This window comes from Micromonospora sp. ATCC 39149 (assembly GCF_000158815.1).
Taxonomy (GTDB): domain Bacteria; phylum Actinomycetota; class Actinomycetes; order Mycobacteriales; family Micromonosporaceae; genus Micromonospora.
On record NZ_GG657738.1, the window covers coordinates 6115098 to 6127930 of the forward strand.

The window sequence follows — 12833 nt, forward strand, 5'->3', positions numbered from 1 at the left end:
GCGACGAGGTCACCGCGGTCACCCAGGCGGCGGGGGAGTTGTTCACCCACGGCGTGCAAATCGACTGGGGCGCCTACTACGCCGGCATCGCCGCCAACCGGGTACCCCTGCCGACGTACGCGTTCCAGCAGCAACGGTACTGGCTCACCCCCACCACCGACACCGACCTGAACGCCGCCGGGTTGACCCCCGCCGAACACCCACTCCTGGCCGCCGTCGCCCACCTACCCGACAACGACGGCGTGCTCCTCACCGGCCGCCTGTCCACCACCACACAACCCTGGCTCGCCGACCACCTGGTGAACGGCCGCGCGCTGTTCCCCGGCACCGGCCTCGTCGAGCTCGCCATCCGGGCCGGCGACGAACTCGGCTGCACCGGCCTGGCCGAGTTGGTGCTCGCCGAGCCGCTCGCCCTACCAGAGCGCGCCGACGTGCTGCTCCAGGTGCGGGTCGAAGCCGCAGACCGGGACGGACGGCACCCGGTCAGCGTGCACTCGCGCGTCGACGAACCCAGCGACGGAACGTGGCGTACCCACGCCCGCGGCCGGCTGACCCGGGAGGCTCCCCGGCCGACGCCCACCGACCTGACGGTCTGGCCGCCGGAGGGCGCGACGGAACTGGAGATCGACGACGTCTACCTGGCCCTGCACGGCGCCGGGCTCGACTACCGGCGGTCCTTCCGGGGACTGCGGGCCGCCTGGCGGCGCGGCGACGAGGTGTTCGCCGACGTCGGCCTGCCGGACGGGGTCGACTCCGAGGGGTACGGCATCCATCCGGCCCTGCTGGACGCCGCGCTGCACGCCGCCGCCCGTCGGGAGTCCACCGAGGACGGCCGGCCGATGGTGCCGTTCGCGTGGACCGGTGCCGCACTGACCGCGCAGGGGGCCACGAGCCTGCGGGTGCGGGTGCGCCCAGGACCGGACGGCTCGGTCGCGGTGAGCTGCGCCGACGATTCCGGGACACCGGTGTTCTCCGTCGACACGCTGGCGGTCCGCCCGGCGCCGTTGCCCGGACCCGAAGACACCGCCGGGTGGCTGTACGCCGTGCGGTGGCGCCCGGTGCCCGTACCGTCCGTGATGGACAACGGCAACTGGGCGATGCTCGGCGACGATCCGTGGCGGGCTGAGCAGATACTCCCGCCGGGCGGCCGGCGGTACGCCGACCTGCCCGCACTGGCCGGCGCCGACGCGGTACCCGACAACGTGCTGGTCCCGGCCGGGCACGGCGAGCTGCATCGGATGCTGCACGAACTGCTGGCTACGGTGCGGGACTGGTTGGCCGAGCCGCGCCTGGCCGGCTCCCGGCTGATGGTGCTCACGTCCGGGGCGGTGCCGGCCCGGGACGGCGAAGACGTACCCGACCTCGCAGGCGCGGCGGTCTGGGGGTTTGTCCGCTCGGCCGAGCTGGAGAATCCCGGCCGGCTGCTGCTCGTCGACGTCGACGGTGCGCCCGCCTCCCTGCGCCTGGTGCGCGACGTGCCCGGTTTGGACGAGCCTCAGGTGGCGATCCGGGACGGCCAGATCCTGGTACCCCGGCTGACCCGGCCGCCCACCGCGTCGCGCCGGCCCAACTCGTCCGAACTGGCCGCCGGTACCGTGCTGCTGACCGGTGGCACCGGTACCCTCGGCGGTCTCGTCGCCCGGCACCTGGTCACCGCGTACCGTGCCCGGCACCTGCTCCTGCTCAGCCGGCGCGGCCCGGATGCGCCCGGCGCCGGGCAGCTCGTCGCCGACCTGCGCGCCGCCGGCGCCTCGGTCCGGGTGGTCGCCTGCGACGTGGCCGACCGGGCGGCGCTCGCAGCGGTGCTCGACGCGATCCCCGCCGACCAGCCGCTGACCGGTGTGGTGCACTGCGCCGGAGTGCTCGACGACGGTGTGCTCGGCTCGCTCACCCCGGCCCGGCTGGATGCCGTACTGGCGGCCAAGGCCGATGCCGCCCGGTATCTCCACGAGTACACCGACCGGCTCGATCTCTCCTTCTTCGTGCTGTTCTCCTCGGTCGCGGGCACGCTCGGAGCACCGGGCCAGGCGAACTACGCGGCGGCGAACGCCGTCCTGGACGGCCTGGCCGCCCACCGGCGCAGCCGCGGGCTGCCCGGGCTGTCGCTGGCCTGGGGCCCCTGGACCGGCCAGGGCATGGCCGGGGAACTGTCCCCGACGAACGTGGCCCGGATGGCCCGCGCCGGCGTGATCGGCCTGTCCGCGGCCGACGGCCTGGCGTTGCTGGACGCCGCGCTGCGCGCCGACCAGCCGGTGCTGTTGCCGGTCCGGCTCGCGGTCCCCTCGCCGGGCCCGGACCCGGTCCCGGCGATGCTGCGCGACCTCGATCCGGATCCGGTCCGCCGGCCGGCCGCCAACTCGGGCCGGCCGGTGGCTCGCGGCGGACCTGCGCGGCAGGCCACGGACCCGGCCTGGTCCCGGATCGCCGCCCTGCCCGCCAGGGAACGCGGTGCCGCACTGCTCGACCTGGTACGGGAGAACGTCGCGGCCGTGCTGGGCTTCCCCGGTCCGCAGGCGGTGGATCCCGGGCGCGGCTTCCTCGACCTCGGGTTCGACTCGCTCACCGCGATCGAGCTGCGCAACCGGCTGGACACCGGCAGCGGGCGGCAGCTGCCGGCCACCCTGATCTTCGACTACCCGTCGCCGGCCGTCCTGGCCGAGCACCTTGGCGCCGAGCTGACGCAGCAGGCGCCGAGCGTGGTCCCGCTGGACGCGTCGCTCACCGCGCTGGAAGCCGCGATCGAGGCTGCGCTCGCGACCGGGGTACCCGATGCCGGCGCGCACAGCGGGATCGCCGGTCGGCTGCGGTCGCTTGCCGCCCGGTGGTCCGAGGGGCATCGGGCGGACCCGATGCCGGCGGCCGACCTGGACGCGGCCGGTGTGGAGGAGATCTTCGGCATCCTGGACGCCGAACTGGACGCTCGAGGCTAGTACTCCAACTCGCTTCGCCTGTTTGCGCTGGTAGTGCGTTCCTCGGGTACCGGCCACCCTGACAAGGGTGTGCAGCGGCACCGGGCAAGGTGACCAGCGTTGGCCGTCCTGATGCCCGCGCCACGCCCAACGCCGCAACCAGGTGACGTGGGAGTACTATCGATCTCGTGTGCAACAGGACCGTCGGCGGCGGCCCTCCAACGTACGTATGATTTCCGGGTATCGATTCGGTGGGCGCGACCTGTGTTCAGCCGTCCCGCGTTCACCGGAATCTCCCGTCGTCATCTGCACCTGCTACGAACCGAGCTGCGTGTGGTGTGGCTGGCCGGGCGGGAGAGGGCCGGCCGCATGCCCGGGGTGGCCACCGGCGGCGGGCGGCTGGAGCCAACCGTGGTCGAAGCCGCGCCACCTCCTCAGCCTTCACAACCCACCACTGCAGCGACAACCACCACCGAAGTAACGCAACGACACCACAACCTAACGAAGCACTAGCTAACCAGCCGCACCGAAGACCGAGGAGGCTAGCTGCTCCGCCAACTGGCTGCGGCCGCGGATCCTCATCTTGCGGTACACCCTGGTCAGGTGCTGCTCCACGGTGCTCACCGTGATGAAGAGCCGGCTGCCGATCTGCTGGTTGGTCTCGCCGAGCGCGGCGAGCTGGGCGACCCGCAGTTCTGCCTCGGTGAGCACGCCGGACTCCGGCAGCTCGCCGGATGCCGCCGCCGGTGTGTCGGGGGCGGACACCACGCGCAGGGCCTTGGGCGCCCCGACCAGGGCTGGTTCGGTCTGGTCGACCGGTTGCGGTAACTCCTGCCCCGGCACCTTCAGCTTCCGGGCCAACTCCAGCAGGTCCCCGGAGCGCTTGAAGCACTCCGCCGCCTGGCCGAGCAGGATCGGCCGCTCCGCTGGCACGGCGAGCATACCCAGGATCCGCAGGGCCGAGCCGCGCCCGTACGTGTCAGTCTCGGCACACCGCTCCAGTTGCTGCTTGGCCAGCTCCCGGGCGGCCACGAGGTGACCGAGGCGCAGATGGGCCTCGGCCAGGTCGGTACGCCACGGCAGCAGCGAGAGATGGTCCAGCTTGGCGCGGGCCATAAGCCGCCGGTACCTCTGGAAGTCGCTGATCGCGGCCAGCACCCGGTCGGTGGCGAGGTGGAACTGTCCCCGGGCCCGCAGGTAGCGCAGTCCGCCGATGGTGCCGAGCATGGCGTCCGGTACCGGTTCGCGCAGGGTCGCGGCGGCCGCGTCGAAGGCACCGGCGGCGGTGTTGGCGACGAGCAGCGTGGTCAGCGGGTAGCTGATCGATACTCCCCAGCTCTGGGTATCCAGCAGCCGCAGCGCGGCGTGCGCACGGGTCACCCCCTGGGCGACGTCACCCCGGCGCACGACGATCCCGGACCAGACCCCGTCGATCAGTGCCTGCCAGGCCACCGCACCTCGGCGCGCCGCCTGTTGGCTGAGCATGGCGCACCAGTACTCGGCGCGCTTGCTGCGGTTGTCGTAGGCCAGCGCCAGGATCGCCGTGAGCAGCGACTCCAGCGTGATATCCGCCAGCGGGCAGTTGCGCAGGATCTGTTCGGCGCTGGCAGTGGTGGCGTCGCTGCTGCCGACCGTCCACATCCCGACCAGCGCGGCCGCGGTGTGCCGCCACGGGTCGGAGTGCCGGGGCGCCGGATCGGCTGGCGGCTCCACCCGTACCTCGCACCGGCCGAAGTGCCACTGGGCGGCCAGGGTCAGCTTCGCCGCGGCCGGCGCGTCGAACCGGTCGGGGCACCGGGCCAGATCGGCGACGGCTTTGCCGAACAGGTCCGCTTCCCCGTTCCACAGCGCATGCCGGGCCAGCGTGAACGGCTCCGTGCCGACCGTCTCCGGGTCGTGCCGCAGCTCCGTCAGGTAGGCCGCGGCGGCGGAGGGGTTGACCCGCCAGACGATCCGGGCCAGCGCGTCGAGGATCGCGTGCCGCTGCCCGGGTTCCGGTGCCGCGGACAGCGCCAGGTCCAGACACCGCACCGCGAAGCCGATCTCGTCGGCCTGCGCGGCGCGGTCGGCGGCCCGCCGCAGCACGTCAACCCCCCAGGCCGGCGCGGGCTGTCCCGCCGCGACCAGGTGCGCGGCCACCTCGCTGGCGGGCGCCACCTGCCGGAGCTTCAGTTTGGCCGCCCGGACGTGCAGCTGCGCCCTGGCCGCCGGCGGCAGGCTGTCCACCGCGGCGGCGGCCGCCACGGCGTGCCGGAACCGGCCGTGCGCGAGCAGGCCGGCGCCGGCGAGGACGGCGGTCATGTCCTCGGCGATGTCCTCGGTCACCCCGGCGAGGCCGGCGATCGTGTCCCGGCTGAGTTCGTCACCGAGCATCCCGATCGCGGCGGCGACCTGATGCAGCGGTGGCTCCCGGCGCTGAAGAAACGTCGACACCGCGTGGACGAAGGCCGGTCCGGTCACCGGCTGCCCGTCGCGCTCGCTCCGGCGGTAGTCCTCCAGCAGCGCGTTGACCAGCATCGGGCTGCCCCCGCTCAACTCGTGCAGCCGTCCGGTCAGCTCGGCGTCCACCGGCTCGTCCAGCAATGCGCTGGCCAGTTGCCCGAGGGCCGGCGCGGAGAGCGGCCCCAGCCGTACGTGGTCGTGCGCGACCCGGGTGAACAGGCCGAGCAGCTGCCGCTCCGCCGCGCCGGCTGCGTCCGGGTGGCTCACCAGCATCAGTAGGCGGCTGGAGCGGATCCGCCGCTGGAGGCGCAGCAGGATCCGGACCGAGCTCTCGTCGGCGAAGTGCAGATCGTCAACCCCAATGACGACCGGTTGGGTCCGGGTCAGGCCGAGCAGGATCCGGCAGATCTCGCTGTCCGTCACGGCCGGTGCCGCCTCGACCTGGGAACCGGGCTGGTGCTCCCCCGGCGGCGCCTGGTGCACCAGCGACAGAACCGCCGCGACCTGATCGGCGACGGCCGTGGGCAGGGCCGAGTTGGCAAAAAGCTGATCAACTATGCCGGCGTTCAGGCGCTGTTCGTCCGGGGCGCCGGTGGCGTGCAGGATCAGCGCTCCCGATTCTGCCGCGTAGGGCAGAAACCGGGTCAACAGCTGGGTCTTTCCGCTGGCCGCCGGTCCGGTCACCAGCACCAGCCGGCCGGCGCCGGATTCGCTGTGCGCGAACTGTTCGCGCAGGACCGTCAGTGCTTCATCGGGTACCGATACATTTGCCGGGTTTCCAATCGTCAGGGAAGCGCATGCGCAGCCAGGCGCCGCAAGCGCAAGGTTCATGCTCACCGCCATCGTTCTCGGTGCCTAGTGGCTGTTTGATCGATGCTTGTCGAGCTTTCCAGGACAGGATCATTGACGTGACTGTCACCAGACTGGACTCGGACTGGACTCAGCGGCCAGAGACCGCCATAGGGGAGCGATGTATAGGGGTTGATAAAGGTGGGCCGGATCTGGCATTCCGGAACCATGGCAGCGGTAATGGATGACAATCACCCGTGGTTCCGAAAATTTCACCCTAATGCGGATGCGCCGGTCCGATTGGTGTGCTTTCCGCATGCCGGGGGAGCGGCCACCTTCTACTTTCCGGTCTCTCGTGCCCTCGGCCCGGCGGTCGAGGTTCTCGCCGTGCAGTACCCGGGCCGCCAGGACCGCCGCGCCGAACGGTGCGTCGACGACCTGCGTGAGCTGGCCGGTCTCATCGTGGCGGAGCTGCGGCCCTGGTGCGACCGACCGCTGGCGCTGTTCGGGCACAGCATGGGCGCCACGGTGGCGTACGAGGTGGCGCGGCGGCTGGAGCGCGACGGCACCCCGCCGATCGGACTCTTCGCCTCTGGCCGGCGGGCCCCCTCGATCAACGGCGACGAGTCCGTACACCTCCGTGACGACCAGGGCATCGTGCAGGCGTTGCGGGAGCTGAGCGGTACGGACTCCGCGGTCCTGGTCGACGAGGAGATGCTCACCATGGTGCTGCCCGCGGTACGCGGCGACTACCGGGCGGTGGAGACCTACCGGCACGGTGGTGGCCCGGAGCTCACCCGGCCGATCTGCGTACTGGTCGGGGACAGCGACCCGGTGACCAGCCTGGCGGAGGCCCGCGCCTGGGACGGGCATACCACCGCCGGGTGCCGGGTCGAGGTGTTTCCGGGCGGCCACTTCTTCCTTCGGGCCCAGGCCGAGGGGGTACACCGGGCGATCCTGCGGCACCTCGGAGAGTGGTCTGCCGGTGACCCGCCGGCCCGCTTCGTTACAGCACAAGCCTGACCAACTCGAACGCCTCCGCCAGCGGAGCGGAGACCTGCGAACCCCGATAGGCACCGAGCGCCCGGACGCCGTCTTCGCTCCGGGCGCTCGGCCACTCCTCGATCTCCTTGCCGTACGCCCGCAGCGCCTCCAGCTTGCGCTCCAGGTGCGACTCGTTCAGCACCTGCCAGCAGTTCGGCCGGAACGTGGGTGTGACCCCGGACGCCTCCGCGCAGTCGGTCGCCGACCGGACCTCGAAGCACCGGATCTCCCGGATGTCGCTGCGTCCCGGGCGACCGGCCACCCGGGCTGCGCGGCTGGCCAGCTGATGGTCCACGCTCAACTCGGCCATGCTGGTGGTGAAGAGCGCGTCCGGCTCGAATTCGCGGATCTCCCGCTCCACCACGCGATTGAGTTCAAGCTGGCCGACCTGGTCCAGCCTGCTGTCGCGGAACGTGTTCACCTGGACCCGCTTGATGCCCAGGATGCTCGCGGCCGCCTGTATGTGCGAGGTCCGGTCGGTGACGGCGTGTCCGGTGCAGGCCCGCGCGCTGTCGTCGTTGGTGAGGACGCACAGGCTGACCTCCACGCCCGCGTCGGTCAGGAGCGCGATCGTGCCGCCAGCGCCCAACGTCTCGTCGTCGCCGTGGGCGACGACGATGAGTAGCCTGTCCATGGTCACCTTTCGATGGCGTCTCGATCACCTGGGACGGATATGTCTCGGGCGCGCCGTCGCGGCATCCCGGGTACTGATGCCACGGTGATTTGGGGGCGACGTTCTTGGCCTGCGTCAGGATCACGGTCGCGCCTAGCCTTCGTTGCCGGACATTTCCAGCGGATGCCCGGCTGGACAACCCCTAGGCGTTCCGTGCGGTGTATCCGCGTGCCGTCGCGTTCGCACGTGCCCTGAGGGGGCCGGCCGGCTAGGGGTGGGGCCTTGCTGCCCTCGGCTCTTAAGGTGTCGCCGTGGACCGGGCCCGCCGGATGCGGTGTCGGGCCGTATGCGTGAGGAGTGACGGCTAAGTGGACGACACCCAGGACCGACTGGTCAATGCCCTTCGAGTCTCCCTCAAAGAGACCGAACGCCTTCGCGAACAGAACCAGGTGCTCGCCGAGGCCGCCCGGGAACCCATCGCGATCGTCGGCATGGCCTGTCGCTTCCCCGGGGGGGTGCGCTCACCGGAGGAGTTGTGGGACATGGTGGCCGGCGGCCGGGAGGGAATCGGCCGGTTCCCCGACGACCGGGGCTGGGACCTGGACCGGCTGTTCGACCCGACCGGTGAGCGACCCGGGACCAGTTACGTCAGCGAGGGTGGGTTCCTGCACGAAGCGCCGTGGTTCGACCCGGACTTTTTCGGGATCAGTCCGCGTGAGGCGGTGTTGATGGATCCGCAACAGCGGTTGCTGTTGGAGGTGTCGTGGGAGGCGTTCGAGCGGGCCGGGATCGTGCCGGCCACCCTGCGGGGGAGCCGGACCGGGGTGTTCGCCGGGGTGATGTACCACAACTACCCCGGCAGCTATGGCTCCTCCGGCATCGTCTCCGGCCGGGTGGCGTACGCGTTGGGGTTGGTGGGGCCGGCGGTGACGGTGGATACGGCGTGTTCGTCGTCGTTGGTGGCGTTGCATGTGGCGGTGGGTGCGTTGCGGCGGGGGGAGTGTTCGCTGGCGCTGGCCGGCGGCGTCACCGTGATGGCCCGGCCGGACACCTTCGTGGAATTCAGCGAGCAGGGTGGATTGTCCCGCGACGGGCGGTGCCGGTCGTACGCGGACGGCGCGGATGGCACCGGTTGGGCCGAGGGTGTCGGGGTGTTGTTGTTGGAGAAGCTCTCCGATGCTCAGCGCAACGGTCATGAGGTTCTTGCGGTGGTGCGTGGTTCGGCGGTGAACCAGGACGGTGCCAGCAGTGGGTTGACCGCGCCGAGTGGGTTGGCGCAGCAGGCGGTGATCCGGGCGGCGTTGGCGGATGCGCGGCTGCCGGTGGATGCGGTTGACGCGGTCGAGGGTCACGGGACCGGGACGCGGTTGGGTGATCCGATCGAGGCGCAGGCGTTGTTGGCCACGTATGGGCAGGGTCGAGAGCGTCCGTTGTGGTTGGGGTCGTTGAAGTCGAACCTCGGGCACACCCAAGCGGCTGCTGGGGTGGCTGGTGTGATCAAGATGGTGATGGCGCTACGGGCGGGGGTGTTGCCGAAGTCGTTGTATGCGCAGGTGCCGTCGTCGGTGGTGGATTGGTCTGCTGGTGCGGTGGAGTTGTTGGCTGATTCTCGGCCGTGGCCCTCGTCTGTGGGTCGGGTGCGGCGGGCCGGGGTGTCGTCGTTCGGTATCTCCGGCACCAACGCCCACGTGATTGTCGAAGAGGCCCCGGCACACGCCGTGGAGCCGGTGGCCGGCAGGCCGTGGGATGGGGCTGTGCCGTGGGTGGTGTCGGGGCGTAGTGCGGCGGCGTTGGGGGCTCAGGCGGAGCGGCTCGCGTCGTATGTGGCCGGTTCTGGGGTGGCTCCGGTGGATGTGGGTTTTTCGTTGGCTACTGGGCGTTCGGTGTTTGAGCATCGGGCGGTGCTGGTGGGGGCCAGCGCGGTGGAGCTGCTGGGTGGGCTCAGGCGGGTCGCTGATGGCGGGTCGGGTCGGGTCGGTGGTGGTTCGGGGTCTGTGGGTTGGTTGTTTTCTGGTCAGGGTTCGCAGCGTGTGGGTATGGGTCGGGGGTTGGTGGGGCGGTTTCCGGTGTTCGCGGAGGCGTTGGCTGAGGTGTGTGGTGTGTTGGATGGGTTGTTGGAGCGGCCTTTGGCTGGGGTGTGGGATGAGCCTGAGTTGTTGGACCTGACGGGGTTCGCGCAGCCGGGGTTGTTTGCGTTTCAGGTGGCGTTGGCGCGGTTGTGGCGGTCGTGGGGTGTGGTTCCGGATGTGGTGGGTGGTCATTCGGTTGGTGAGTTGACGGCTGCGTATGTGGCGGGGGTGTGGTCGTTGGAGGATGCGTGTCGGGTGGTGGCTGCGCGGGCTCGGTTGATGCAGGCGCTTGCTCCTGGTGGGGCGATGGTGGCGTTGCCGGTTTCGGAGGAGCAGGTCCGGGCGGTGCTTCCGGTGGGGGTGGATGTCGCGGCGGTGAATGGGCCGCGGTCGGTGGTGGTGTCTGGGCCGGAGCAGGCGGTGTTGGCGGTGGGGGATCGGTTTGTGGGGTCGCGTCGGTTGCGGGTTTCGCATGCGTTTCATTCGCGGTTGGTGGAGCCGATGTTGGCGGAGTTTGGTCGGGTGTTGGCTGATGTGGAGTTTCGTCAGCCGGAGGTTGCGGTGGTGGGTGCCCGGGTGGGTGATCCGGATTTTTGGGTGGGGCAGGTGCGGGACACGGTGCGGTTTGTGGACACGGTGGCCGCGATGCGTGGGCAGGGTGTGGGCCGGTTCGTGGAGATCGGCCCGGATGCCTCGTTGAGTGGGTTGGTGGCGCAGTGCCTCGACGACACACCGGTGGTGGTGGTGGCGAGCCTGCGCAAGGACCGCGACGAGGTCACCGCGGTCACCCAGGCGGCGGGGGAGTTGTTCACCCACGGCGTGCAGATCGACTGGGGCGCCTACTACGCCGGCATCGCCGCCAACCGGGTACCCCTGCCGACGTACGCGTTCCAGCAGCAACGGTACTGGTTGGCGGCCTCGGCGGAGGGCGGGGACGCCGCGTCGTCTGCTGGTGCGGTGGAGTTGTTCACCCGTTGCTGGCCGCCGCGTCGGTTGTGGGTCGGGTGCGGCGGGCGGGGGTGTCGTCGTTCGGTATCTCCGGGACGAACACCAACGCCCACGTGATCGTCGAAGAGGCCCCGGCACACGCCGTGGAGCCGGCGACCGGCAGGCCGTGGGATGGTGCCGTGCCGTGGGTGTTTTCGGGCCGTAGTCCGGCGGCGTTGCGGGCTCAGGCGGAGCGGCTCGATTTCCTGGATGAGGAGCCGGAGCGGGACCTGCGGGATGTGGGTTTTTCGTTGGCTACTGGGCGTTCGGTGTTTGAGCATCGGGCGGTGGTGTGTGGTGCCGCCCGGTCCGACTTTCTGCGTGGTTTGACCGCGGTGGTTGATGGCGAGTGTGTGTCGGGTGTGGTGTCCGGGGCGGTGGTCGAGGGTGGTACGGGTTGGTTGTTTTCTGGTCAGGGTTCGCAGCGTGTGGGTATGGGTCGGGGGTTGGTGGGGCGGTTTCCGGTGTTCGCGGAGGCGTTGGCTGAGGTGTGTGGTGTGTTGGATGGGTTGTTGGAGCGGCCTTTGGCTGGGGTGTGGGATGAGCCTGAGTTGTTGGACCGGACGGGGTTCGCGCAGCCGGGGTTGTTTGCGTTTCAGGTGGCGTTGGCGCGGTTGTGGCGGTCGTGGGGTGTGGTTCCGGATGTGGTGGGTGGTCATTCGGTTGGTGAGTTGACGGCTGCGTATGTGGCGGGGGTGTGGTCGTTGGAGGATGCGTGTCGGGTGGTGGCTGCGCGGGCTCGGTTGATGCAGGCGCTTGCTCCTGGTGGGGCGATGGTGGCGTTGCCGGTTTCGGAGGAGCAGGTCCGGGCGGTGCTTCCGGTGGGGGTGGATGTCGCGGCGGTGAATGGGCCGCGGTCGGTGGTGGTGTCTGGGCCGGAGCAGGCGGTGTTGGCGGTGGGGGATCGGTTTGTGGGGTCGCGTCGGTTGCGGGTTTCGCATGCGTTTCATTCGCGGTTGGTGGAGCCGATGTTGGCGGAGTTTGGTCGGGTGTTGGCTGATGTGGAGTTTCGTCAGCCGGAGGTTGCGGTGGTGGGTGCCCGGGTGGGTGATCCGGATTTTTGGGTGGGGCAGGTGCGGGACACGGTGCGGTTTGTGGACACGGTGGCCGCGATGCGTGGGCAGGGTGTGGGCCGGTTCGTGGAGATCGGCCCGGATGCCTCGTTGAGTGGGTTGGTGGCGCAGTGCCTCGACGACACGCCGGTGGTGGTGGTGGCGAGCCTGCGTAAGGACCGCGACGAGGTCACCGCGGTCACCCAGGCGGCGGGGGAGTTGTTCACCCACGGCGTGCAGATCGACTGGGGCGCCTACTACGCCGGCATCGCCGCCAACCGGGTACCCCTGCCGACGTACGCGTTCCAGCAGCAACGGTACTGGCTCACCCCCACCACCGACACCGACCTGAACGCCGCCGGGTTGACCCCGCCGAACACCCACTCCTGGCCGCCGTCGCCCACCTACCCGACAACGACGGCGTGCTCCTCACCGGCCGCCTGTCCACCACCACACAACCCTGGCTCGCCGACCACCTGGTGAACGGCCGCGCGCTGTTCCCCGGCACCGGCCTCGTCGAGCTCGCCCTGCGCGCCGGCACCGAAATCGGCTGCCCCCACATCGACGAACTCACCCTGCACACCCCACTACCCATACCCACAACCGGCACCACCACCATCCAAATCACCATCCAACCCCCCACCCCCCAAGGCCACCACACCTTCACCATCCACGCCCGCACCACCACCACCGAACCCTGGACCCGACACGCCACCGGCACCCTCACCCCCACCCCCACCACACCCCCGGCCCCCCTCACCGACTGGCCACCACCACAGGCCACCCCCATCGACCTCACCAACGCCTACCCCCGCCTCGCCCAACAGGGCTACCACTACGGCCCCGCCTGCCAAGCCCTCCACACCGCCTGGCAACACCACAACACCATCTACGCCGAAGTCCACCTCCCCGACACCACCACCAACCA

6 protein-coding genes and 1 pseudogene are annotated in these 12833 nt (G+C 70.6%); 5 read left to right on the forward strand and 2 right to left on the reverse strand.

The annotated features are described in order from the left end of the window. Positions 1 to 2930: type I polyketide synthase (locus tag MCAG_RS33990; RefSeq protein ID WP_198141646.1), on the forward strand; the 2930-nt coding region annotated here is incomplete at its 5' end. Positions 2931 to 3422: 492 nt separating this feature from the next. Here the strand turns inward: MCAG_RS33990 and MCAG_RS26730 are convergent. Beyond that, on the reverse strand, positions 3423 to 6194 hold the full coding sequence (locus MCAG_RS26730) for an AAA family ATPase (protein WP_007076070.1): 2772 nt from the start codon (positions 6192 to 6194) through the stop codon (positions 3423 to 3425). Positions 6195 to 6380: 186 nt separating this feature from the next. Here MCAG_RS26730 and MCAG_RS26735 point away from each other — a divergent pair, with 186 nt between their 5' ends. Further along, positions 6381 to 7163 carry a thioesterase II family protein gene (locus tag MCAG_RS26735; RefSeq protein WP_007076071.1) on the forward strand — a complete coding sequence of 261 codons (783 nt, stop codon included), beginning with the start codon at positions 6381 to 6383 and terminating at the stop codon, positions 7161 to 7163. Here the strand turns inward: MCAG_RS26735 and MCAG_RS26740 are convergent. After that, entirely contained in the window at positions 7147 to 7818 is a 672-nt protein-coding gene (locus MCAG_RS26740) for a PIG-L deacetylase family protein (protein ID WP_036375413.1), read from the reverse strand. The genes MCAG_RS26735 and MCAG_RS26740 overlap by 17 nt on opposite strands. Positions 7819 to 8198: 380 nt before the next feature. Between MCAG_RS26740 and MCAG_RS26745 the strand changes: the two are divergent. The 3 genes and pseudogenes from MCAG_RS26745 to MCAG_RS26755 all read left to right on the forward strand — a co-directional run. Further along, positions 8199 to 10931: pseudogene (locus tag MCAG_RS26745) on the forward strand (type I polyketide synthase); the annotation flags it as partial. Further along, the gene (locus tag MCAG_RS26750; RefSeq protein WP_198141648.1) at positions 10928 to 12388 is read left to right on the forward strand and encodes an acyltransferase domain-containing protein; all 1461 of its coding nucleotides are present in this window, start codon (positions 10928 to 10930) and stop codon (positions 12386 to 12388) included. The pseudogene MCAG_RS26745 and the gene MCAG_RS26750, both read left to right, overlap by 4 nt. Then, a partial coding sequence (locus MCAG_RS26755) for a polyketide synthase dehydratase domain-containing protein (RefSeq protein ID WP_036375419.1) occupies positions 12328 to 12833 on the forward strand: 506 nt, incomplete at its 3' end. The genes MCAG_RS26750 and MCAG_RS26755, both read left to right, overlap by 61 nt.